Raw genomic sequence first — 23,532 nt, 5'->3', positions numbered from 1 at the left:
TCATCTGGGGCCCCGGTGGGTATCGGGCTGGGCTTCGGTTGCCGCTGAGAGCCTACAGAGGCCTGGTAGAGCGGTTGTAACGCCACCCTCGGGGAATCCTCATGCTAGACGAGCCTCATCCAGGCTCGCATGGATGTTCGATCATTCGTTGGAGTGACGTGCACATCACGTTCCCTTCGACGCATGAACCATTTAGGCTCCGGGCACGTCCTCATGAACAAACCGGCAAGCCGGCCGGCGGGACACACCCCCAAGACAAGCAATGCGAAACCGTAGCGCTCCGCATACGGCACATTCGCCGCCAACCGGCAACAGACAGCCACACCGAGAAGAAGTTTCGAAGAAAAGCCACGAGCGGGAACGTTTTCGGCCTGGTTGGATGTTGACCCTGGTACGACAGCTCGTCGAGCTAGAGAAGAGGCGACGTGACTACTGTTCTGACCCCCGCGAGCCCGCTGACCGCAGCAGACCGCTGTGACCGTTGCGGCGCCCAGGCCTATCTGCGCGTCGTCCTGATCAGCGGCGGTGAACTGCTCTTCTGCGCCCACCACGGGCGCAAGTTCGAGCCGGAACTCAAGAAGATCGCCGCGGAAATACAGGATGAGACGGATCGGCTCACCGCCGTGCAGACGGCCGCCGCCGACGAGGACCAACACTGACACCTCGCATCCACGACGAGCCAGGGGCTGGTCCAGGACCAGCCGACGGGCGGCTCCCCCACCGGGGAAGCCGCCCGTTCTCGTCGTATCCGCGTATCCGCAGTTCTCGCTGTCTGCGCGTCTGGCCGGTCGCACCGCCTCCGCGCCGGGCGGGCCGCTTCAGATGCGGCCCGCGGCCCACTCCAGGGCGGCGGAGACCCGCGTGTACACCCCGGGGCTGCCCGCCCGCCCGCAGCCGCTGCCCCAGGACACCAGGCCGATGAGCCGCCCACGGGCCACCAGCGGCCCTCCGCTGTCCCCCTGGCACGCGTCCCGGCCCCCCAGAGGTTCACCCGCGCAGAGCATCGCCGAGGCGTCGTACGTACCCTCCCTGCCGCCCGGGTAGGCGCGGGCGCAGTCGCGGTCCGGCAGGACCTGGACCCGCGCGGAGCGCAGTACGGAGGAGTAGGTGCCGCTGCCCGTCGTGTCACCCCACCCGTAGACGTCCGCGGCCGTCCCGGCCCGATAGGCGGCGTCCCCGGCCGGCGCCATCGGGATGACGCTGCTCCTGGGCAGCGCCCGGGCCAGGGTCAGCACCGCGAGGTCGTCGGCGTTGGAGCCGGGGTCGTACGCCGGATTCACCCAGATGTCCCGGACCGGGGTCTCCAGGCCGCCGGAATCGCTCAGCCGCTCGCGCCCCGAGATGACCAACAGGTCCTTCACCCGGTTCGCCGGCCCGCCGAGCGCCTCGTCACCCAGACAGTGGGCGACCGTCAGGATCTTCGTGGGCGCCACGGCGACCCCGCCGCAGAACTGGCCGGCCCGCGCTCCCCCGAACCTGTCACGGCTCGACAGGGCCACCGCCCAGGGGCTGTCCGCCACGGGCGTGGGCTGCCCGCCGACGATGATGCTGTCCGCGACGGCCGGAGCGGGCGAGGCGAGCGGCAGCACGGCCGCCGCGGCGGCCAGGGCCAGCACCCCGGTCAGGGCACGGACTACGGAACGGGGCATGGAGGCTCCTGACGCTGAGGTGAAAGACAATCCACCCAGCGTGATCCAGGCCCTCGCTGTCCGCACCCGAGGACACGCCGGAGGGCCCGGATCCCCTGGGGGGTTCCGGGCCCTCGGCCGGTGATTCCCGTGCTCGGCCGTCCTTGCGCTCGGCCGAGGTACTCGCGACTCCTAGTCGAGGTAGTCGCGCAGAACCTGCGAGCGAGACGGGTGGCGAAGCTTCGACATCGTCTTCGACTCGATCTGACGGATGCGCTCGCGCGTCACGCCGTAGACCTTGCCGATCTCGTCCAGCGTCTTGGGCTGGCCGTCGGTGAGACCGAAGCGCATCGAGACCACGCCGGCCTCACGCTCGGAGAGCGTGTCCAGCACCGAGTGCAGCTGCTCCTGGAGGAGCGTGAAGCTGACCGCGTCCGCCGGGACGACGGCCTCGGAGTCCTCGATCAGGTCACCGAACTCGCTGTCGCCGTCCTCGCCGAGCGGGGTGTGCAGCGAGATCGGCTCGCGGCCGTACTTCTGGACCTCGATGACCTTCTCGGGGGTCATGTCGAGCTCCTTGGCCAGCTCCTCCGGGGTGGGCTCACGGCCCAGGTCCTGGAGCATCTGGCGCTGCACACGCGCGAGCTTGTTGATGACCTCGACCATGTGCACCGGGATACGGATGGTGCGGGCCTGGTCGGCCATGGCGCGGGTGATCGCCTGACGGATCCACCAGGTGGCGTACGTGGAGAACTTGTAGCCCTTGGTGTAGTCGAACTTCTCCACCGCGCGGATCAGACCGAGGTTGCCCTCCTGGATCAGGTCCAGGAAGAGCATGCCGCGACCGGTGTAGCGCTTGGCCAGGGAGACCACCAGACGGAGGTTGGCCTCCAGGAGGTGGTTCTTGGCGCGGCGGCCGTCCTCGGCGATGATCTCCAGCTCGCGCTTGAGCTTCGGCGCGAGCTTGTCGGCGTTCGCCAGCTTGTCCTCGGCGAAGAGACCGGCCTCGATGCGCTTGGCGAGCTCGACCTCCTGCTCGGCGTTGAGGAGGGGAACCTTGCCGATCTGCTTCAGGTAGTCCTTGACCGGGTCGGCGGTGGCGCCGGCGACGGCGACCTGCTGGGCAGGTGCGTCGTCATCGTCGTCGTCGGAGAGGACGAAGCCCTTGTTCTCGCCCTCGCCCTCCTCTTCCTCGCCCTTGCCGGCCTTGACTTCCTCGACCGCCTCGTCGCCGTCGAGGAGCTCGTCGTCCTGCTTGCCGGACTTCTTCGCCGCTGTCTTCTTGGCCACCGTCTTCTTCGCGGCGGTCTTCTTCGCAGCCGTCTTCTTGGCTGCGGTCTTCTTGGCCGGAGCGGCCGCGACGGCGTCATCGGCCACCGCGCCCGCACTCTCGGCCGCCGGGGCGGCGGTGGCCGCGACGGTCCTGGTCACGGCGGTCTTCGCCGCGACAGTCTTGGTGGCGGTGCGCTTGACCGGGCTCTTCGCTGCGACGCTCTTGCGGGCGCGCTTCGGCGACTCCGCGGCACTGACCATCAGCGTCACACCCTCTTCCTCGAGGATCTGGTTGAGGCTGCGCAGAACGTTCTTCCACTGGGTTGGCGGAATCTGGTCAGCCTCGAAGGCCCGACGCACGTCATCGCCGGCGATCTGCCCATCAGCCTTTCCCCGCTCGATGAGCGCCATCACAGACTCGGACTCGGCGATCTCCGGCGGGAGCGTACGGGATGTGCTGGCCGACACGAACAACCTCTCGGAACGATGGAAACGGCTTCCGGCCCCGCCCTGGAGAGGGCTGGAACCGACGACCGTCGACTGGGGATGTCGCCGACGGCGCGGGTTTGGCCTCAGAACTGCACAGCGCCCTCAGGGCCTGCTGTATTCCTTCCGCGGCGGTCACCTCTTAAGTCATCGCGCTGCTTCGAGGAGTGTTACGCCCAATCCGCGTGGCCCGAGTCACACCTCATTCGCGACGAACCGACCCAGGGATGACATCTCCCCACAATTGTGCCGCCGGACCCGTGCGGTCCGGCGGCACAGGGCCCCGGCGCCCCGGCCGTGCTTCGGTCAGTGCTCGCGCGGCGCGGGCACCACACGCTCGACGTCGGGGTGGACGACGAGCAGCTGCCGCATGGCCGACTCGGCGGCCGCGGCGTCACCGGAGGCCAGGGCGTCGGCGATCCGCGCGTGGTGGGCGAGGGAGGACTCACCGGGGCGGTCACAGCCGGTGACCGGACCGCCGGAGACATGCAGGGCGGCCGAGACGATGCCGGAGAGGTGTTCGAGCATCCGGTTGCCCGCGGCCTGGATGAGCAGGGAGTGGAACTCCGCGTCGGCGCGGGAGAAGGTGATCGCGTCTCCCTGCCCCATCGCGTGCCCCATGATCTCCACCATGTCGCCGAGGCGCTGCTGGATGTCGTCCCGGCCGTGCCCGGCCGCGAGGCGGGCGGCGAGCGGTTCGATGGTCCAGCGGAGCTCGGCCAGCTCGCGGCGCTGATCGTCGCGCTGGGGGCCGAAGGCCCGCCATTCGATGATGTCGGGGTCCAGCAGATTCCAGTCGCTGACCGGGCGGACCCTCGTCCCCACATTGGGGCGCGCGCTGACCAGCCCCTTGGCTTCGAGCACGCGCAGGGACTCGCGCACGACGGTGCGGGAGACCTCGAACCGCTGGCCGATCTCCTCGGGCACGAGGGGGCGGTCCGCGCCGAGGTCACCGGAAACGATCATCTGGCCCAGCTGCTGGACGAGTTGGCCGTGGAGACCGCGCCCCCGACTGGCAGCCCCCCGTCGGCTCGCCCGTCCCAGCTCGGAATCGGAACCGCCCCAGGGCCGGGAAGCAGCTCGCTCGCCGGCCGGCGCCTCCGTGTAGGGATAGCGGTCGAGTTCGCCCGGACCGGCCAGGCCGGAGTCGGCGGAGCGGGCGGCGGTCATCATGGTGTGCGCAAGGGTACTCACGCATCCTTTGTCGGCCCGGCTCGCCCGCCCCTTGAGGTCTTTGCTGAAAAGCACACGAAAGGGTGATCGGCGCTGGCTCCACAATTGACGCCATATAGCTACAAATCGGCCATTTCTCAGGGGGCTTCGCGACCCCGCTCCCGGCGCGGGACGGCGGCGATCACCAACGCACCTTTCCTCGAAGGCCGGTGAACAGATACGCACAGATCAGGACGGACAACGACAGAGCGAGCGCGGCCCCCACGGGCTGAGCCACGACCTGTGCGACAGCGAGGACCCAGCGGTCGGCCTCCTGCGGCAGCTGCCACCAGGCCAGCTCCCGCAGCCGCCCCGGAAGCCCGGCGACCGACCTCGCGGACGGCGCCTCGAAGGCCTTCTGGACCAGCGGAACGACCAGCACCGGAACGGCCAGCACGGCGGCGATTCCCGCCCCGGCTACCCGGAAGACCCCGGCGGCCAGCAGCCCCGCCCAAGCGCAGCCGACGGCCAGACCGGCCCAACTCGCTCCGAGCGCGAGGGAGTTCTCCGGGACCTTGATCAACTCCGGTCCGTACACGAGCCGCAGGGCCTGTGCGTCGCACCCCACAGCGAGGCCCGCGAGCAGGAGCGCGAAGCTCGCGGTCACGAGAAGTTTCGCCAGCAGCAGCCCGAGCCTCCGGGGCACGGTGCCGCGACCGGCGGCGAGCGCGGGGTAGCGGAACTCGTCCCCGAACGACAGCGCTCCGAGCAGGCCCGCGCCCAGCGCAGCGGGTGGCAGCGGCAGCAGTTCGGGCCAGGCGGCGAGCAGGCGCGGCAGCGCGGCGCCGTCCGTGCGGGCGAGCAGGACGGACAGGGCGGCGGACGTCAGCAGAACGGCCGCCATGATCGCGGCGGTTGTCCTGACGCCGAGGGAGCGGCGCAGTTCGTACCGGAGCGGGCGCAGTGGGCCGCGCGCGGGGCGTACGCGAATCGGGGGCGGCAGCTCGGACAGGGCGACGTCCGAGGCCCGGCGCGGCCCGTGGACGGCGAGGGCCCGGCGCACACCGTGGGCGGCGGGGGCTTGCTGTGCCCCGTTGGAGCCGGGCGCTAGCCGCGCACTGCTGGAGCCGGGATTCGGCTGGGCACCACGGGCGCCGGAAGTCGGCCGTCCACCGTGGGCGCCGGGATTCGGCTGAGCACCGTGGGCGCCGGGAGTCGGCTGGGCAACGCGCTCCGCTTCCGGCGGGGCGGCGGGTCCCGTGTCGCCGATCTCGTCGGCGAGCTGGTGCAGCGGAACACTGTGCCGGTACGCGATGTCGCCGACCTCCGCGCAGTTGCTGCCGTACACCGCCAGCCGGCCACTCGCCTCCTCGACGACCTCGACGGAGCGCTGTGCGGCCCGCGCCTCCCTCCCGACCACGGCGGCCAGCCGGGCCGCATGCGGGGTGCGGACGACGACCCGGGGGCGGAGCCGGGTGCGGGCGAAGTCGGCGACGCCCTGGTCCGCGACGAGGCGCCCCGCGTCGATGGTGACGACGTGGTCGGCGGTGCGGGCCGCCTCCTTGGGGTCGCCGGTGGCGTACAGAACCGTTCCGCCCTGGGCCGCGTGGGCTCGAAGCAGCCCGTACAGCCAGCTGATCTCGCGCGGCGACAGCCCGTCGGCGGGTTCGTCGAGGACCAGGGTGTGCGGGTCCCCGAGCAGGGCGCAGGCGAGCCCGAGCCTGCGGTCCATACCGACCGAGAGGGTGCCCAGACGCTGGTCGCCGAGCCCGGCGAGGCCGACGGCTTCGAGCACCTCGTCGGCCCGGACGGCGGGCACACCCGCGGCCGCGCAGAGCATCCGGAGCTGCCCGCGTGCCGTCCGCGACGGATGGCCCGGTACGTCACCGAGGAGCACGCCCACTTCACGCGCCGGATGTGCGATGCGGTGCAGCGGCCGACCCCGGAAGTAGGCGACGCCCCGCCCCGCGTCGAGTTCGAGCATCAGGCGCAGGGCCGCGGTCTTGCCCGAACCCGTGGCGCCCAGCAGGGCCGTGACGCGACCGGGCGGGGCCTCGAAGGTCAGATCGTTGACGGCGGGCGGAGCGTCGCGACGGGGGGTGCTGGTGAGTCCGATGGCCTGGAGCATCGCTTCTCTCGCGTCTCTCGCGGAAGGTGAGACCGCTCGGCGGCAGGTGGGTACCGCAGCAACATAACGCGACATTTCCGACTTTTGGTGCAGGGATGGGCCGACGGGCGTTCCGCAGGGCCATCACAGCGGCTTCGCCCGGGTTACGGAGGCTCAGACCTCGGGCCGCAGCATCGGCGGATTGAGCACCGTGGCAGCCCCGGCCCGGAACAGCTGCGCGGGGCGGCCGCCCTGACGTGTGGTCGTCCCGCCGGACGGCACCAGAAAGCCGGGGGTGCCGGTCACCTTGCGATGGAAGTTACGGGGGTCGAGGACGACGCCCCACACCGCCTCGTACACCCGGCGCAACTCGCCGACCGTGAATTCCGGCGGGCAGAACGCCGTGGCCAGCGAGGAGTATTCGATTTTGGAGCGGGCTCGCTCCACGCCGTCGGCCAGGATCTGCGCATGGTCGAAGGCCAGCGGCACGGCCTGCTCGCCCTCCCGCCCGGCGCCGGGGTGCAGCAGATCCTCCACCGGCGCCCAGCGCGCGCTGTTGGCGTCGCCGCCCGCCCGGGGCGCGGGCAGATCCGGCGCGAGGGCCAGGTGCGCGACGCTGACCACCCTCATCCGGGGGTCGCGCGCCGGGTCGCCATAGGTCGCCAGCTGTTCCAGGTGAGCACCGTTGCCGAGGGACGGCTTCGCCGGATCGTGCGCGGATAGGCCGGTTTCCTCGACGAGTTCACGCGCCGCCGCGGAGCCCAGATCCTCGTCCGCCCTGACGAAACCGCCGGGCAGCGCCCACCGGCCCTGGAACGGAGCCTCTCCGCGCCGCACGACCAACGCACAGAGCGCGTGACGGCGCACCGTGAGCACGACCAGGTCGACGGTGACAGCGAAGGGCGGGAAGGTCGACGGGTCGTAGGGCGGCATGCCGTGATCATAGTCGTCTGCCTGACGATAAACACTCCCTTCCGCGTCCTCGCGATCAGGAAATCCGCCGGGCCGAGGGGCCGGGCCGGGCCGGTCCGGGCCTGGGGCTCCCCCCTCCCCCCTCCCTCCCCCTCCCCCCAAGTCCCCAGTTGCCCGCCCTCATCCCCCCAGCCGGAGTCCCGCGGCGGCTTCCTCGATCATGCCGAGGCCCAGTCTGCTGATCCGGACCGAGAAGGGCTCTCCGCCGACTCTCAGTCCGGAGAGCTGGACCGCGCCGAGCGGGGCGCTGCGCAGGGGGTGCAGGCGGACGGTCGCGGACGGGGTGTCGGGGCGGATTCCCGCCAGGGTCGCGACCAGGTGGATGCCGGCGGCGGCCGAGAGCGCGGCCGGGCGGCAGGCCGCCGGATGCGGCGCGGGGAGGCTGCCCGCACGCCGTTGCTCCCCCGCGTACATTTCCGGCAGCCGGTAGTCGAATGCCTCCGCGGCCCCGAGTACGCCCCGCAGCAGGGCGGCGGCTGCCTGTTCGTGTCCGGTGGCCGCGAGACCGGCGCAGGCGACCGCGGTCTCGTGCACCCGCACCGCTCCGGAACGGTGGCCGAAAGGGTTGTGCCCCAGCTCCCCGGAGCCCAACGTGCGCAGGCCCCAGCCCGAGTCCAGGTCGGGCCCGGACAGGAGTCTGGCCAGCCGGTCCGCCGAGCCGCCGTCCAGCAAGCCCTGGGCAAGCCGTCCCCCGCCGAGCAGTCCCGTGTCGAGCAGGTGGGCCGCGCTGCTCCCGAGATACCGGACGGGCTGTCCGGCTCCGGTGCGGGCGGCCGCTGGGCAGCCGCCCGACCGGTCGTCGACCCAGAACCGGTCCCGGAACCGGGCCCGCAACCCGGCCGCCCACTCCCGCCACGCGTCACCGCCGCCGCGGCCGCAACCGTCGAGCAGATCCGCGCCGAGCAGCGCCGCCCGGTGCGCATGCGCCTGGGTGTCCGCCCGGCGGTACCCGGCGGGCCCGCCGTCGGGCACGAACCCGTCCTCGGACGCGGCCTCCCGCAGCCACCGGAGGCACCGCTCAGCCGTCGGCAGCAGGTCGGCCACCTCGGCCTCCGGCAGTCCCCAGCGGCGGGCCTCGGCCAGCACCGCCGGGTATCCGAGCGTGGCCTCGGTCCCGGTGCAACTGGGCGGCAGCACGGGCCCGGTGTCCCGCAACGGGCCGGGAATGCGCCCGAAGTCGTCGCCGGGCCCCTTCAGTTGCCTGCCCGCCAGCATGCGCAGGGTGGATGCCGCGAGCCCCGTACCGAGCGGCAGCGCCATCCGCGCGGCCCACAGCGACTCGGCCGGTGACGGGGTGCAGCGCCAGGGGACCCCCGCGGCCAGGGCCGGTCCGCCGGCCCCGCGCTCGTCTGCCGTGAGCAAGGCCCTCAGGTCGCCCAGCCCCGCGCGGACCAGCGGCTCCGCCCTCGGGTCGTCCGCCTCGGCCCGTGCGTCGGACAGCAGCCGGGCCCCGGGCCTCATGAGCGGCCTGCTCATGATCTGCCCGCGGTGCTCCGGGCGGACGGTCAGCTCGATCCGGTACGTGGCGCCGGGCCTGAGCTCCACGTTCCAGCGCAGCAGGCCCGCATGGGCCAGAACGTCCTGGGGCGGCGGGTCCGCGGTGACCGCCGATCCGGCTCCGCCCGGTGCGGTCCACCGCAGTCCCGAACCGTGCACCCCTGCGCCGCGCTCCGGCCCGCCGTGTCCCGCCGCGACGGCGGCGAGGTCTGCCAGGTCCGTCGCCAGGGAGACCTCCACGACGAGGCGGACCGGGCGGAGCGCCGCACTGCGCAGGGCGATCCGTTCGGTGCCTTCGGCATGGCGCCGGCGCTCCACCGTGATCTCCGGGTCGGGGCCCGTGTCCTGGGAAGTACGGACGGCGCCCAGGAAATAGGCACGCTCCGAACTCTCCAACCGACCCTGCACCGGCAGTGGTTCGCGGCCTCCCACGCGAAGCCGGCACTGCGACAGGAGCCGTCGGCCCGACCGGTAGAAGCCTTCCAGGCCCTGGCCGGTGATCTGTCCGTGGTGCGCGGAGACCGCCATGCAGGGCAGGGCCACGCAGATGATCGCCTGGTGCACGGGCGGCAGTTCGCCGGAGCGGGGGCTGGGGCGGGGGCGGGCGGCGGCGGGTGGCGGTCCGCCGGGGGCAGGCGGAGGTACGAGCGATGGGACGTTCGGCGGGGTGGGCGTTTCGGTGGGGGCTGGCGTGGGGTCCCGGGGCGGGACGGTGAGGGCCATGGGGGTCTTCCGTGCCTTCCCTGCACTCGGGGCAGCCGCCGCATCCGCGGTGCCACGGGCCGTACGATTCCGACACCACCGTGAACGGCTCCGCATGCCCCGGGGTCACGCCCGTCACCTGCGCACCCGTCACCGGCGTGTTCGTCATCGGCGCGCTCATCCGCGTGCTCGTCATCGGCGTGTCCTGGTGCCGCGTCGGCCGTACCTCCGGGTCTCCCGTGTGCGCCGCCTGGCCCCGGGCGGCCCGGGCCGTGTCGTGTCGGGGAGCGGTGCCCTCCGCCCGGCGTCCGGGGGCCTGGGCACCCCGCCTCGCCGCCGTCCCCCGTTCGGCAGCGTGCGGGCCCGGCGGATACGGAGGGCGGTGGCCTGACCGGCGGCGGTGTCAGCCGACGTTCCGGTGGTCCCGATGGTCCCGGTAGTCCCAGCGGCCCCGGTGGTTCCGTTGGTCCCGGGTCCGGAGTCCGCCCCCTCGTCGCGCGCTTCGCGCAGGCAGCGGCGGATGGCTTCCGGGTCAATGCCTTCGTTGCAGGCACGGTGGAGCAGATGGGCGAAGGTGTAGCCGGGGTCTGCGCGCAGAGCCATGGCCAGCGCGACCCGCGCACCCGGCTCGTCGCCCGTGGACCAGGACACCCAGCCCGCCAGGGTGAGCGGGGCGGCGGCGTGCTCCCGGTACGACCCGACGCAGCGCCGGGCCAGTGTCCGCCAGAGGCGCAGCGCCGCATGCGCTGTTGGTCCTTCCATCCAGGCGGCGGCCTTGTCCCGGGTCTCTCGGTCCTGGAGCCCCAGGATGACGGCGGCGGCCTCGTCAGGGGCGATCAGCTGGTCGTCGCCGGCGTCCGAGAGGGCCGGAGGCGCGGGCTGCGCCTCCTCGATGCGGGCCATGAGTGTGCGTGCCCGTTCAAGGGTCTCCGCCGCGACCGCTGGCTTGGCCTGCTCGTCGAGCATCCTGATCATCAGCGACGGCCCTGCCTCGTCCAGCGCCCTTTCCTGGGCGGATACCGCTGCCGGGGCCTGCCAGGGCCGAAGCCGTGCTTCCATGTCGCGCAGCGTGCCCCGGACGTGGACCCCCGCGTAGGTGGCGGCCGCGGCCATGACCGTCGTGCCGGGCATGGCCAGGGGTTTTCCCTGTTCGGGGCAGCACCGGGGGTCGGGGCAGCAGTAGGACCAGTAACGGCCGTCGGAGATGCAGAGCGCTTCGAGCACAGGTACGTCCAGGGCTCCGCACGCCGTGCGCAGGCGCTGCGCGAACGGCCTGAGGCGCTCCATGGTCCGCTGTCCGCCCGAGCCGTCCGGCGAGTCCTGACAGAGGAAGATCACGATCGCGTCAGGCCGTCCTTCGCGGCGCTCGCTCCCCGAGATCAGGCACTCCGCGAGCTGATCGGCGACCGGCCCCCATTCGCCGGGCGCCTGCGGAATGCCGAGCCGCAGACGGCCGCCGAACCGGCCGCGGCCGCCGTGCAATGCCACCATCACAACGCTGTCGTTGGGGTAGAAGCCCATCAGATACGGCAGGGCGTCGGCGAGTTCGGCGGGGCCGCGCAAGGTGATCTGCTGTTCGTCGGCCGGGCCGGTGGATTCGTGGTGCTTGTTCATGGCTCGACGATCCCGCGCTCCGCCACATCCGAAAACCCCTGTGGATAACGTTATCCACAGCCTGGCCCGGCCGTTCGCGGTCTGTCGGGCCATCGAGTTCCATGGAGAGCTGTTCCTCGGCGAGCGAGCCGTTCCGCGGGGAGCTTTTCCGCGATGAGCTGTCCTCGGCAGGCCGTCGGCGGGCCGGGGCAGCGAAGGTCTCGCCGCATCTCTTTCCTCCCGCGGTGCACGTCAGGAGCTCGACGGGACCAGCCGGTCGGGACACCTGCGGATCCGGGCGTTCACCAGCGGGGAGGGCCGGTCGTGGGCCTCCCACCGCAACCTGGATCGGGTGCGCGGCACGACTTCCAGTGGCGGGCCCTCCACGGCACCCGAGACGACCACCGTGCCCACGCAGGCCGATCCAGCGGCAGGGGAGACAGCCGCCACCGCGAACGACGAACTCGACTCGGCATTCCTGAGCATGGCCGGTGTGGTCCTGTTCAACCTGCCCATCGGACTGTTCGCCCCGCTGCTCGCGCTGCGCACCCTGCCCACCGGCCGGTACGCGGGGCCTCCCGAGGAGCGCCTGGCCCTTCCCGTGGCCTGTGCCCTGTCCCCGTGCCCTGGTTCGGCCAGGAGGCCACGTCGACCGGCAATCTTCTCCTCGGGCCGTCCCCTTCCCCGTCCCCGGCCCGCACCCCGCGCCCGCCCGAGCCCGCCCGAGCCCGACCCCGTCGGCCTGTCCCGGTAGGCCCGCGTCCGCGGGACCCGAGCGGCACCAGGCCCCGGGGCAGGCCCTTCTCAGCCCGCCGTGGCGAGAACCAGGGGAAGGACTTGGTCGCCGCCCGCCTGCCGGAGCAGCCGGGCGGCGACCGCGAGGGTCCAGCCGGAGTCGGTGCAGTCGTCCACGAGCAGGACGGGGCCGGGCGTGCGGGCCAGGGCGGCGGCCAGCTCCTCGGGGACCGCGAAGGCGCCGGAGAGCGCCCTGAGGCGTTGGGCGGAATTGCTGCGGCGGGCCGTGTGCGCGCCGTCCGGCCCCGTGTACGCCAGGGTGCCCAGGAAGGGGAGACGGCCGACGGCCGCGATCCCCTCGGCGAGGGAGCCGACCAGCTGCGGGCGGGACAGCGACGGAACGGCGACGACTCCCACCGGGCGGGCGGAGGCCTCCGGAGCCTGGGACGCCCAGCCGCCCGGTGAACGCGCCCAGTCGGCGAGGACGGCCACCGCGGCCTGGAGGACATCGTCGGGGACCGGACTGTCGGGAGCGTTGTCGGCCAGCAGAGGGCGCAGGCGGTTGCCCCAGCCGATGTCCGAGAGCCGCCCCAGGGCACGCCCCGTGGAACACTGCTCCTTGGCCGGAATGCGTCCCTTGAGGTCGATGCCCAGTGCGGACATTCCCGTCGGCCACATGCGACGCGGCTCGATCTCGATCCCGGGGCGGTCCAGCTCCTTCGCCGCTCCCGTCAACGCCTCGGGCGATACGGCGGAGTCGGCCCAGGCGCCCGCGCAGGTGTCGCAGCGGCCGCACGGGGCGGCGCCTTCGTCGTCCAGCTGCTGCCGCAGGAACTCCATGCGGCACTGCGACGTGCTCACGTAATCGCGCATGGCCTGCTGCTCGGCCGCCCGCTGGCGCGCCACCCAGGCGTACCGCTCGGAGTCGTAGACCCATGGCTCGCCGGTGGCGGTCCAGCCTCCCTTGACCCGTTTGACCGCCCCGTCCACGTCGAGGACCTTGAGCATGGTCTCCAGCCGGGTGCGCCGGAGCTCCACCGCCGCTTCCAGGGCGGGTACGGACAGCGGCCGGCCCGCGTCGGCGAGGGCCGCGAGGGTCTGGCGGACCTGGGTCTCGGGCGGGAAGGCGGTGTCCGCGAAATAGCGCCAGATGGCCTCGTCCTCCTTGCCCGGCAGCAGCAGGACATCGGCGTGGGCCACTCCGCGACCCGCGCGCCCCACCTGCTGGTAGTAGGCGATCGGCGAGGACGGCGAACCGAGGTGCACCACGAACCCCAGGTCGGGCTTGTCGTAGCCCATGCCCAGGGCCGAGGTCGCGACGAGCGCCTTGACCCGGTTCTCCTGGAGGTCGACCTCGGCCTGGAGCCGGTCGGCGTTCTCCGTCTTCCCGGTGTACGAGGCCACCGGGAAGCCGCGCTGCCGGAGGAAGGCGGTGGCCTCCTCGGCCGCGGCGACGGTGAGGGTGTAGATGATCCCCGAGCCCGGCAGCTCGTCCAGGTGCTCGGCGAGCCAGGCCAGGCGGTGCGCCGCATCCGGCAGCCGCACGACACCGAGCCGCAGGCTCTCCCGCTCCAGCGCACCGCGCAGCACCAGGGCCTCACCGGCACCGGTACCCAGCTGCTCGGCCACATCCGCGGTGACCCGCGCATTGGCGGTCGCGGTGGTGGCCAGCACCGGGACGCCTGCGGGCAGCTCGGCCAGCATCGCCCGCAGCCGGCGGTAGTCGGGGCGGAAGTCATGGCCCCAGTCGGAGATGCAGTGCGCCTCGTCGACCACCAGCAGACCGGTGGTGGCCGCGAGCCGGGGAAGCACCTGATCACGGAAGTCGACGGAATTGAGGCGCTCCGGGCTGACGAGGAGAACGTCCGTCTCGCCGCGCTCGACCTCCCCGTAGATGGTCTCCCACTCCTCCGGATTGGCCGAGTTGATGGTGCGCGCCCGGATTCCGGCCCGCGCCGCCGACTCGACCTGATTGCGCATCAGGGCCAGCAGCGGCGAAATGATCACCGTGGGGCCGGAGCCGCGCCGGCGCAGCAGGGCGGTGGCGACGAAATACACGGCGGACTTGCCCCAGCCGGTGCGCTGCACCACCAGCGCCCGTCGGCGCTCCTCGACCAGCGCCGCCACCGCCTGCCACTGGTCCTCGCGCAGACGCGCCGAACCTTCCTGGTCGCCGACCAGCTCAGCGAGGATGGCGTCGGCCTCGGCACGCAGCTCCTGGTTGCTCATACCCCCATGCAACCTCACGGCACTGACAACGGCACAATCCGCGGCCCGGCGCACCGGTGGGTGTTTCCGCTGGTCCTCGCGGTTCAGGGGTGACAGGTGGAGTCATCGGGGGCGCGCCTGGGCAGGGATAGCAGGGATATCGGTGTCATTCCGGCTGATTCCCGTCAGTCACAGCAATTGCTCGTTGCCGCCTGCCGGTAGGCCAGGAAGAATTGGAGTCGCCCCCGCACAGTTCCTGATCGGGCCCGGAAGGGCTGTGTCGCGGCGCGCCCTCACTCGACCCTGCCCGCACCATGGGCGCGTAGCGAAGGGAGGACCGTGACCTTCGGATTCGCCCCGTCCGCAGCCACGTCGACAGCGGCGTCCTCGGTTGCCGGGGACTCCGCCAACCGCCTTGCCCGCATGCTGGAGCCGGCCGAGTGGGCCTCGGCGGGCATTCCTCTGCTCCGCAGTCCCCGGGAGGTCGTCAGCGGCCTGCACTCCCGGCACCGGCCGACCCCGGCCACCGCGGTGGTCGCGGTCCTCGACCACGAGGAACGGCTCACCGCCAGCGCCTCGTTCGCCCGCCGGGCGACGGTGGCCGCGGACGGCTGGGAGTTCCGTAACGCCCTGCTGGCCCAACTCCGGCGGGTCGTTCCGCACGATCTGCGTCGCCGCACCCCGGTGCGTACGGCCGTCCTTCTGTACTGCCGCGAGGGCGACGAACGGTGGACGGAGGAGGACGGCGCGTGGATGTGGGGCCTCCGGGACGCCTGCACCCTGCACGGGCTCCGGTGCGGGGCCTACATCACGCTGACGCGTGGGGGCTGGCAGGTGCTCGGAGAGGGCAGGGGCGGGCGGCGGCCCAGTTCGCTGTCCGAGCCGTCCTTGCTGGCCGACACCGTCGCCGAGACCCGGCAGACTCCGTCGCGGACCGGTGGCGGAGCGGTGGAGGTGCTGCGGCGCACCGCCGCCCGCTGACCGGGAGCCGGCCGACCGCACTCCGCCCGGTTCTCCGGCTGCCCGCAGAGGAAGCCGGAGAACCGGGCGGTACGGATCAGACCCCGGCGCCCAGCGCGGAGTTGATCGTCTGCGGGTCGCCGCAGACGATCAGCAGGGCGGCGGCCCGGTCACGCGCGACGGGCAGGGCACGGGCCACCGACTCGTCGGCGTCGCCGTTGACCGCGACGACGACCACGGGGCGGGAGGCGGCGCGGCCCACGGCGGCGGCGTCAGCGAAGAAGACGTCGTCGCCCGCGTCGTGCTGGGCCCAGTAGGCGGCTTCGCCGAAGGACAGCTCGTGGGCGGCCCACGGGTGGAGTTCGCCGGTGGTGAGCACGAGGATGTCGCCCGGTGCCCGGCCGGACTCCAGCAGTACGTCGACCGCTTCCTCGGCGGCGTCGAGGGCGCCCGCGGCCGGGGCCGGGATCAGCTGGAGCTGCGGTGCGGAACGATTCTCCGCCGGCTTCGGGCGGTTGGGCGCCGGAGCGGCCGGAGCCGCGGGGGCGGGGTGTGCGCGCTGTGCCGGGGGCGCGGGGCGCGCGGGACCGGGGCCGGGACGGCCGGGACGCGGTGTGGCCGCGGAACGCGGACCGGGTACGGGACGGGGGGTCGGCGCGGTGCGGCCGGCGGCCGGACTGACGCGGGGACCCTGGGCGCTCTCGGGAATCTGAGGCTCCTCGGAGATCAGAGGCATGACGGTGGTCTGTGTGTCGGACGCCGATGTCGTCGGCGTCGGGAAGAGGGGCGCGCGTGCGCGATCAGAATTCGAAGCCGAGCTGGCCCCCGCTTTCGAGTGCGGCCGCCTCGGCGGAAAAACGGACCTTCTTCAGGTGCTGCCACCGGGGCAGCGCGTCCAGATACGACCAGGAGAGGCGGTGATGGGGCGTGGGCCCCCGCTCCTCCAGCGCGGCCCGGTGCACCGGCGAGGGATACCCCGCGTTGGCACCGAAGGCGAAGTCGGTGTAGTCCTCGGAACCGCCGCCCAGTTCGGCCATCATCCGGTCCCGGTGCACCTTGGCGATCACCGAGGCGGCCGCGACCGCGATGCAGGACTGGTCGCCCTTGATCACGGTGCGGACCTTCCAGGGGGCGCCCAGGTAGTCGTGCTTGCCGTCGAGGATCACCGCGTCGGGCCGTACCGGCAGTCCCTCCAGGGCCCGCACGGCGGCGAGCCGGAGCGCGGCGGTCATCCCGAGGTCGTCGATCTCCCGCGGCGAGGCCTCGCCCAGCGCGTGGGCGGTGACCCAGCTCTCCAGCACGGGCGCGAGCTCGGCACGCCGCCGGGGGGTCAACAGCTTGGAATCGGTGAGGCCTTCGGGCGGTCGACGCAGGCCGGTGACCGCCGCGCACACGGTGACGGGTCCGGCCCACGCACCGCGTCCGACCTCATCGACACCGGCGACGGTCCTGGCACCGGTGGTAGCGCGAAGCGAGCGCTCGACGGTGTGCGTGGGTGGTTCGTACGGCATGGCGCCAGCCAGCGTACGCCGAGTGCCCCGGCAGCAACACCCCGGGGCACCGTGCACACTGCGAATCAGCCATCGAAGGCTCGTTCACCTGGGGGATCAGTACGGGTCGTAGCCGTCGTCGTCCGGGTCGTAGCCGTCGCGGACGCCGTCACCGCCGAGGGCGTAGCAGTCGCGGCCCTCCGCGGTCGCCGGGCGCTTCTTCAGGATCTCCTCGGCCCGCGTCTCTCCCCAGCTGGTGGCGTACCAGGGGGAGTCGGCGGAGCGGATGTCGCTCTGGATGATCCGCAGCGCGCAGGAGCGCTGCGGTTCGGGCAGCCGGTCCAGGGCTGGTACGGCGTCGGCGGACAGATCCTTGACGTAGTCGATGTCGATCGTGCCGCGGTCGCCGAAGCGCTGGACGTTCTGCTCGGCGATCACTCCGTCCGGCGAGATCAGACCGAAGGCCAGGACCCCGGCCGCCGCGCTGACCGCGATGGCCCGCGGCAGGAATCGTGCGCCGAAGACCCCGGCCGCCAGGATCAGGAGCAGCACCACGCCGAGCCAGAGTTCCATCGCGGCCACGGAAATCCGGAGCCGGGTCAGGCCGTACTCCGCTACGTACAGGTCCATGCGGCGCAGCGCGGAGGCGACCACGACGAGGGTGAGCACGCAGAGGCTGCCGAGGACGGCGCGCACCAGGGTGCGGTCCCCGCGGCCGCCGCGCGGTGCCCAGCGCAGGGCCAGGGCGATCACGAGGAGCGTGAGGAGGGTGGCCCAGAGCAGCTGCCAGAAGCCCTGGCGGGCGTACTCCGCGTGGCTGAGCCCGGTCACCTCCCGGACCTTGCCGTATCCGCCGAAGAGAACGACGAGCTGAAGGGTGATGAACGCGGCGAAGAGCAGGTTGAGCACGATCAGCGGAAGGGCCCACTCCGCCCGCCCCCGGGGCTTTCCGGGCCGTACGGTGATCCCGTCCCAGCGCACCGGGGCCGCGGCGGTGTGGGCGGCCGCCAGCGCACCGGCCAGGCCGAGGCCGAGCAGGAAGCCACGCCACGGCCCGTCGCCGAGCGAGACGTCGGGTACGAGGCTGCCCAGCAGATCGGCGAAGGCGGCGTCGGCGCTCGCGAAGAGGGTTCCGAACACGATCAGCAGCACGAGTGCCACCGCCGCGGTGCGCAGCGCGGTGCCCCAGCGCACCCGGGAACCGCCGACCCGTTCCCGTACGCCCCGCCAGCCCCAGCGGACACCGGGGACGACCGAGTCGACCAGGCCCAGGGAGCCCATCAGTACGCCCGGCCAGCTCCGGCCGCCGTGCAGCGCGAGCGAGCCGAGAGCGAAGGCCGACACCACCGCGAGGAAAGTCGGCCAGCCGGCGTCCCGGAGCGCCGGCACCGCGAGCAGCGCGAGGCCCCCGACGGCCCAGGTCGCGGTCCAGGGCCGCAGCCGACGGCCTGCCGAGCGCGCGGCGAAGCAGGCGGCCAGCGCGGCGGGCACCGCCACGATCAGGAGGTTCAGCCCGAGGCCGTCGCCCAGGAGGAGCGCGCTGAGGACCGCGGTGGCCAGGACCGCCCAGAGGGCCGCGGGGAGGATCGGCGGCGGGGCGGCGGGGCGGAGCCGGGCCGTCATCCCGGCGGTCTTGGCGCCGGGCGCCCCCGCGCGGTGCGCCCAGGGGTTGGCGGGCTGAACGGCGGGCCGGCCCGGTTGTGCCGCCGGTCGGCTCTGCGCCTCGGGCTTCTCCGTGCCCGTGGCGGCGGCCGGCTGATCAGCGGCCACCCGGGACTTCTCCGGCGGACTGGATGCCTCGGACGGCTGATCGGACGGCTGATCGGACATGGAACCCCTCCCCCACCGGTCTCGGGCGCGGCCCTCAGGCCCTGCGCCCGCCCCGGCGTCTCATTCGGCGCACGCCCGTCAAGATCAACCAGGGGCGGCGTGGCCGAAAGAGTAGTGCCGAACCCACGTTCGCCGACACGCAGAGTGATGCTGTGGCAGGACCGTGACAGTTCACGGGCGGCCGACGCGCGATCAGTGCGCGGTCGGCGGACGATCAGCGGGCGATCAGCGCAGGGACGGGGACAGCCAGCCCGGCGGTTCCTCCGTCTGCGCGAGCCAGTCGGCAGGCGGAGCGCCGGTCGTACCCGAGGCGACCACACCACCGACGATGGCGCAGGTCGTGTCCACGTCCCCGCCCGCCTGGGCCGTCACCCAGAACGCCTCCTGGTAGTCCCCCAGGCTCCTGGCGGCCGACCAGAGCGCGAACGGAACGGTGTCGTGGGCGCTGGTGCGGCGGCCGTTGCCGAGGACCGCGGCGACCGTCCCCGCGTCCCGGTAGTCCAGCATGTCGCGGGCCCGGCGCAGCCCCGCGCCGACAGCGCTGCGGGGGACGAGCGCGATGACGCCGTCCAGCAGGTCCTCGGGGGTGGGCGGCCCACCCGGGGCGGCGGCGAGCGAGGCGGCGGCCGCGACGGCCATCGCGCCGACGACGGCCTCGCGGTGCTGGTGCGTGGTGTACGAGGAGATCTCGGCCTGGTGCGTGGCCTGCTCCGGGTCGTCCGCGTACCAGGCGCCGAGCGGGGCGATGCGCATGGCCGAGCCGTTGCCCCAGGAGCCCTGGCCCTTGAACAGCGCCGAGGACAGCTCCCGCCAGTCCCCTCCTTCCCGGACGAGCCTGAGCAGCCGGTTGACGGCGGGACCGTAGCCCCGGTCGAAGTCGTGGTGCTCGGCGAAGGAGCGGGCGAGGACGTCCTGGTCGATACGGCCGTGCGAGGCGAGCACGGCCAGGACCGAGCAGGCCATCTCGGTGTCGTCGGTCCACTGCCAGGGCCCGGGCGGCAGCGCCCGCTGTTTCAGCAGGGGATAGTTGGCCGGGACGAAGAACTGGGAGCCCAGGGCGTCTCCCACGGACAGCCCACGCAGGCTGGCCAGGGCGCGTTCGAAGCGCCGCTCGGAAGCAGAATCAGCGGTCATCGCCCTGCCACTCTAACCGGTGATGCCGTACGGCTCAGGGGTGCGCCAGCGCTGGAACGGCCGGTCGAGGGTGTATCGCCCGTTCGCGCCGAGGAGCAGGGTCCTCGTCTCGCCGTTGCCCGGGTTGGACAGGGATTCGAACTCCGCGACCGACCAGTGGAACCAGCGCATGCAGAACAGCCGCATCGTCAGCCCGTGGGTGACCAGGAGGACGTTCTCCGGGTGGTCCGACTCCTCGAAGCTCCGATGCAGGCTCTCCAGGAACGCCCCGACCCGGTCGTAGACGTCGGCACCGGACTCGCCCTGGGCGAAGCGGTAGAAGAAGTGCCCGTAGGCGTCCCGGTAGGCCTTCTGGAGCCGCACGTCGTCGCGGTCCTGCCAGTTGCCCCAGTCCTGTTCGCGCAGCCGGGGCTCCTCACGGACGCGGACCCGTGCGGGGTCGAGGCCGAAGGACCGGAACGTCTCGTGGGTGCGCCGGTAGGGCGAGATGTAGGCGCTGACCCGTTCGTCGCCGAACTGCTCACGCAGCCGCTCCCCGGCCTCCCGGGCCTGCCGCAGGCCCGTGGCGGTGAGCCGGAGCGCGTGGTCGGGCTCCCGCTCGTACACCGTGTCGTCGGCGTTGCCCTCGGACTCGCCGTGCCGGACGAGGACAATGCGCTGCGGTCGTGCCATGCACCGACCCTAGATCAGGTGCGGTGATCAAGTCCGGTGGCCAGGTCAGACCGGTCAGGTCGGGCGGATCACGTCAGACAGGTCGGGTCGGGTCGGGTCGGGTCGGGTCGGGTCGGGTCGGGTCGGGTCAAGCGGATCAGGCGGTCAGGTCGGGCTCGAAGACCAGGTTCAGCGATTCGGGCCCAGCGGGTCAGACCGTCCAGGACGGTTCGAGCTCCACCACGTCTCCCGTCAGGGCGGCCACGTCCGTGTCGGTCTGCGCGCGGGTCGCCAGGCGCTCCGCACCGTCGGCGCGGTACTTCCCGCGCTCGGCGCTCGACTTCCACAGGGACAGCACCAGGAACTCGTTGCCGGGGGCCTCACCGAAGACACCGCGCAGCATCCCGGGCGATCCGGCCATCGCCGGATTCCACACCTGCTTCTGCATCAGCACGAAGTGTTCGGCACGGTCCTCGTGCACCCGGCTGTGCGCGACCCGGGCGACGTCCGCCTCGTCGAAGTGGGGTTCGAAGCCCGTCTTCACATCGAAGCGGCGCTCGAACAGCGTGACCTGCATATCCCGGAACATGCCCGACTGCCCGGCTGCCAGCCGGTCGTGCCCGCGGGCCATGAAGGAGTCGTAGAAGACCCGGTTCTCCCAGAACGCGAAGACATGGGCGACATCGGGGCGCGTTCGGCTCCAGCCGCCGCTCTGCCCCCTGAACCCCGGCTCGCCGAGCAGCCCCGCCCACTTCCGCTGCCCCCGCTCGAAACCATGACGGTCCACCACGGAGCAGCGAATCCACTTCACCAGCACCGCGCCATCGTACGGGGCGGAGCGTGGCGCGGGTCACGCTCCCGGGGAGTGCGCCCGAACCGGTCGTTCCGCAAGGCACCCCGAACACCATGACCGTCATGACTATGTTGCGCGCCCACCCCCTGTTCAGTCGGCTGGAATCCGCCCGGAGCATTCTCGTGGCGGGGGGGGCGGCGGGGGCTTCGACATCTACGCCGGGCTGCCGTTGGCGCTCTCCCTGCTTCACCGGGGCAAGGAGGTCCAGCTCGCCAACCTCACCTCCAGTGCGATCGAAGGCCTCCCGCGGGACGCCCGGGTGGCACCCGACCTGGCCGAGGTCACCCCCGGCACCGCTCTCCACCAGCCCTACTTCCCCCGAGCGCACCCTCGCCCAGTGGCTCGCCCTGCACGACTACCCGAGCACGGTGCACGCGCCGGCCCAGGTCGGGGTCCAGCCGCTGCGCGCCGCGTACCGGGCCCTGATCGAGCGGTACGACGTCGACGCGGTGGTCCTCGTGGACGGCGGCACGGACATCCTGATGCGCGGGGACGAGGCGGGGCTCGGCACCCCGGAGGAGGATCTCGCCTCCGTGGCCGCGCTCGCCGGGATCGAGGGGCCCGAACGCCTCGTCGTCTCCATCGGTTTCGGGGTCGACGCCCACCACGGCGTGAGCCATGGCCCGGTCCTGGAGAACATCGCCGCTCTTGAGCGCGCGGGCGCCTACCTGGGGGCGTTCTCCGTTCCCCGTACGACGCGGGAGGGCGCGCTCTTCCTCGACGCGGTCGCCCACGCCCAGCACCACACGTCCGCGCGTCCCAGCATCGTCAACGGTTCCATAGCGGCAGCCGTACGCGGGGAGTTCGGGGATGTACAGTTCACCTCGCGCACCAAGGGGAGCGAGCTCTTCGTCAATCCGCTGATGGCCCTGTACTTCGCCTTCGAACTCGACGGGCTGGCCGAGCGGTGCCTGTATCTGGACCGGATCGAGCACACGCACCTGATGCGTCAGGTCAGCAGTGCGATCGAGGCTTTCCGTGACGAGGTCCGGCAGCGGCCGCCGATCCGGATTCCGCACTGAGGCACGGAGCAGCGCAGGGCCGCACAGAGCGGCGAAGGACCGCACATGGCCCGAATCAGTCGTCCGCTCAGTCGTCCGCCACCGTCGTAGTTGGCTCCGGGGCCGGTTCCGTACATGATCAGGTGATTCGGGTAGCGCGTATCGGTGACAAGAACGGTCCAGAGGCCGTCCGCCGGGAGGGAAGTCCGTTGAGCACTCCGAACAAGGACATCGAGAAGGTGGAAGTACGGGTCAAGTGGGACCCGAGCGCGCATGGGGAAGCCGCCAACGACCTCGACATCATCGCCGCGACCTACGTGGCGCGGGAACCGTACGGCAGCCCCGCGTACCTGGTGCACTTCGACAGCCGCTCGCCGGACGGCACCATCACGCTGAACCGCGACAGCAGGACAGGGCAGGGCTTCGGCTTCGACGAGGTCATGACCATCGAGCTGAACCGGCTGGCGGACACCTACACACGGGTGGTGGTCGGGGTCGCCATCCAGCAGCGCGACGGACACAAGACCTTCGGCGACATCGCGAACACGGCGGTGGAGATCCTTGAGGGCTACACGAAGCTGGTCGAGAACGACTTCTCGGACGTCCTCTGGGCAACCGCGGCAGTCGTCGGCGAGTTCGTCCGTGACGGCTCGGGGCCGTGGGTGTTCCACCCGTCCGTACGCGGATTCGACGGCACCCCCGACGCGTTCGCCGCGGTGATGGGCAGCCGGTCCGCGGAGGCCTGACCGCCAAAGGGGAGGCCGACGCGCCGTGTCGGCCTCCCCCCCCATACGTCACCCTCGGGAGCGGCAGCGCAGCATCTCCAGGGGCGGGTTGGGGTGGACTTCCGCCCAGAAGTCCGCGCCGAACTCACGCACGCCGGCTTCCAGCGGAAAACCAGCGCCATGGCGAGCGCCAAGAACTCGCCGCCGGGCTTCAGGCTCCGGTGAACGTTGCGGCGCATCCGCTCCATGGCGCGGGTGTCCTGCGCGTCGTTGAGGAGGTGAGGAGGCCGTGATGCCGGGCCGCCACCGCTCCGTCGAAGCGCCGCCCGCGGGGGCGCAGTTCGGCCACATCGCCGACGTCGTATCGCGCCCCCGGCGGATCGCGGTCCTCCAGCTCCTGTGCCGCGGCGACCATCTCACCGGCGATGTCGATGCCGAGGACCTCCGTGCCATCGCCCGCGGACGAGCCTGATCCCTTGCGGTAGGCGGTGGGGGGACAGAGCGATGAGGGAGGGGCGTCGGCACCGGGCCGACGC

General features: G+C 72.4%; 19 protein-coding genes and 1 pseudogene. 6 read left to right on the top strand and 14 right to left on the bottom strand.

Annotation, left to right across the window (positions count from 1 at the left end):
* The first annotated feature begins 425 nt into the window (after nt 1-425).
* Complete coding sequence (locus ACZ5WC_RS11445; RefSeq protein ID WP_006128079.1) at nt 426-659, top strand: DUF7455 domain-containing protein; 234 nt, start codon at nt 426-428, stop codon at nt 657-659.
* Nucleotides 660-818: 159 nt separating this feature from the next.
* Here ACZ5WC_RS11445 and ACZ5WC_RS11440 read toward each other — a convergent pair whose 3' ends face one another.
* The 7 genes from ACZ5WC_RS11440 to ACZ5WC_RS11410 all read right to left on the bottom strand — a co-directional run bounded on the left by ACZ5WC_RS11440 (nt 819) and on the right by ACZ5WC_RS11410 (nt 11,430).
* On the bottom strand, nt 819-1,649 hold the full coding sequence (locus ACZ5WC_RS11440; protein WP_468540591.1) for a S1 family peptidase: 831 nt from the start codon (nt 1,647-1,649) through the stop codon (nt 819-821).
* Nucleotides 1,650-1,820: 171 nt separating this feature from the next.
* The gene (locus ACZ5WC_RS11435; protein WP_468540590.1) at nt 1,821-3,368 is read right to left on the bottom strand and encodes an RNA polymerase sigma factor; all 1,548 of its coding nucleotides are present in this window, start codon (nt 3,366-3,368) and stop codon (nt 1,821-1,823) included.
* Between the two features lie 324 nt (nt 3,369-3,692).
* A complete protein-coding gene (locus tag ACZ5WC_RS11430; RefSeq protein ID WP_468540589.1) occupies nt 3,693-4,580 on the bottom strand; it encodes a FadR/GntR family transcriptional regulator in 888 nt (295 codons plus the stop codon).
* A gap of 160 nt (nt 4,581-4,740) precedes the next feature.
* Nucleotides 4,741-6,666 carry an ABC transporter ATP-binding protein gene (locus ACZ5WC_RS11425; protein ID WP_468540588.1) on the bottom strand — a complete coding sequence of 642 codons (1,926 nt, stop codon included), beginning with the start codon at nt 6,664-6,666 and terminating at the stop codon, nt 4,741-4,743.
* Between the two features lie 153 nt (nt 6,667-6,819).
* Nucleotides 6,820-7,578: an NUDIX hydrolase gene (locus ACZ5WC_RS11420; RefSeq protein ID WP_468540587.1), complete on the bottom strand. Its 759-nt coding sequence runs from the start codon at nt 7,576-7,578 to the stop codon at nt 6,820-6,822.
* 159 nt (nt 7,579-7,737) lie between these two features.
* A complete protein-coding gene (locus ACZ5WC_RS11415; protein WP_468540586.1) occupies nt 7,738-9,837 on the bottom strand; it encodes a glycogen debranching N-terminal domain-containing protein in 2,100 nt (699 codons plus the stop codon).
* 171 nt (nt 9,838-10,008) lie between these two features.
* Entirely contained in the window at nt 10,009-11,430 is a 1,422-nt protein-coding gene (locus tag ACZ5WC_RS11410; protein WP_468540585.1) for a DUF4192 domain-containing protein, read from the bottom strand.
* Nucleotides 11,431-11,761: 331 nt separating this feature from the next.
* On the opposite strand from ACZ5WC_RS11410, the gene ACZ5WC_RS11405 reads away from it, so the two are divergent.
* Complete coding sequence (locus tag ACZ5WC_RS11405; protein ID WP_468540584.1) at nt 11,762-12,163, top strand: hypothetical protein; 402 nt, start codon at nt 11,762-11,764, stop codon at nt 12,161-12,163.
* A 50-nt stretch (nt 12,164-12,213) separates the two neighbouring features.
* Here the strand turns inward: ACZ5WC_RS11405 and ACZ5WC_RS11400 are convergent, their stop codons facing one another.
* Nucleotides 12,214-14,373, bottom strand: a complete 2,160-nt coding sequence (locus tag ACZ5WC_RS11400; RefSeq protein ID WP_468540583.1) for a RecQ family ATP-dependent DNA helicase — start codon at nt 14,371-14,373, stop codon at nt 12,214-12,216.
* A 318-nt stretch (nt 14,374-14,691) separates the two neighbouring features.
* On the opposite strand from ACZ5WC_RS11400, the gene ACZ5WC_RS11395 reads away from it, so the two are divergent.
* Nucleotides 14,692-15,333 (top strand): hypothetical protein, encoded by a 642-nt coding sequence (locus ACZ5WC_RS11395; protein WP_468540582.1) that lies wholly within the window; start codon nt 14,692-14,694, stop codon nt 15,331-15,333.
* A 76-nt stretch (nt 15,334-15,409) separates the two neighbouring features.
* On the opposite strand, the gene ACZ5WC_RS11390 is transcribed toward ACZ5WC_RS11395, so the two are convergent.
* The 6 genes from ACZ5WC_RS11390 to ACZ5WC_RS11365 form a co-directional block, all read right to left on the bottom strand.
* A complete protein-coding gene (locus tag ACZ5WC_RS11390) occupies nt 15,410-16,048 on the bottom strand; it encodes a hypothetical protein (protein ID WP_468540581.1) in 639 nt (212 codons plus the stop codon).
* A 64-nt stretch (nt 16,049-16,112) separates the two neighbouring features.
* A complete protein-coding gene (locus ACZ5WC_RS11385) occupies nt 16,113-16,823 on the bottom strand; it encodes a ribonuclease HII (protein WP_468540580.1) in 711 nt (236 codons plus the stop codon).
* Nucleotides 16,824-16,919: 96 nt separating this feature from the next.
* On the bottom strand, nt 16,920-18,632 hold the full coding sequence (locus ACZ5WC_RS11380; protein WP_468540579.1) for a DUF4153 domain-containing protein: 1,713 nt from the start codon (nt 18,630-18,632) through the stop codon (nt 16,920-16,922).
* Nucleotides 18,633-18,857: 225 nt separating this feature from the next.
* Nucleotides 18,858-19,766: an ADP-ribosylglycohydrolase family protein gene (locus tag ACZ5WC_RS11375; protein WP_468540578.1), complete on the bottom strand. Its 909-nt coding sequence runs from the start codon at nt 19,764-19,766 to the stop codon at nt 18,858-18,860.
* A gap of 12 nt (nt 19,767-19,778) precedes the next feature.
* Nucleotides 19,779-20,438, bottom strand: coding sequence for a histidine phosphatase family protein (locus ACZ5WC_RS11370; protein ID WP_311121846.1), 660 nt, complete (start codon nt 20,436-20,438; stop codon nt 19,779-19,781).
* 190 nt (nt 20,439-20,628) lie between these two features.
* The gene (locus ACZ5WC_RS11365) at nt 20,629-21,234 is read right to left on the bottom strand and encodes a YdbC family protein (protein ID WP_468540577.1); all 606 of its coding nucleotides are present in this window, start codon (nt 21,232-21,234) and stop codon (nt 20,629-20,631) included.
* 98 nt (nt 21,235-21,332) lie between these two features.
* On the opposite strand from ACZ5WC_RS11365, the pseudogene ACZ5WC_RS11360 reads away from it, so the two are divergent.
* The 3 genes and pseudogenes from ACZ5WC_RS11360 to ACZ5WC_RS11350 all read left to right on the top strand — a co-directional run bounded on the left by ACZ5WC_RS11360 (nt 21,333) and on the right by ACZ5WC_RS11350 (nt 23,468).
* A pseudogene (locus tag ACZ5WC_RS11360) lies at nt 21,333-22,292 on the top strand (DUF1152 domain-containing protein).
* A gap of 188 nt (nt 22,293-22,480) precedes the next feature.
* Nucleotides 22,481-23,017 carry a TerD family protein gene (locus ACZ5WC_RS11355; RefSeq protein ID WP_468540576.1) on the top strand — a complete coding sequence of 179 codons (537 nt, stop codon included), beginning with the start codon at nt 22,481-22,483 and terminating at the stop codon, nt 23,015-23,017.
* A 271-nt stretch (nt 23,018-23,288) separates the two neighbouring features.
* Nucleotides 23,289-23,468 carry a hypothetical protein gene (locus tag ACZ5WC_RS11350; RefSeq protein WP_468540575.1) on the top strand — a complete coding sequence of 60 codons (180 nt, stop codon included), beginning with the start codon at nt 23,289-23,291 and terminating at the stop codon, nt 23,466-23,468.
* Nucleotides 23,469-23,532 lie beyond the last annotated feature (64 nt).

The sequence above is a fragment of the Streptomyces sp. NPDC033165 genome (genome assembly GCF_055577965.1).
The sequence above is the reverse complement of the archived record's forward strand: the minus strand, read 5'-3'. Positions and strand labels throughout refer to the sequence as shown.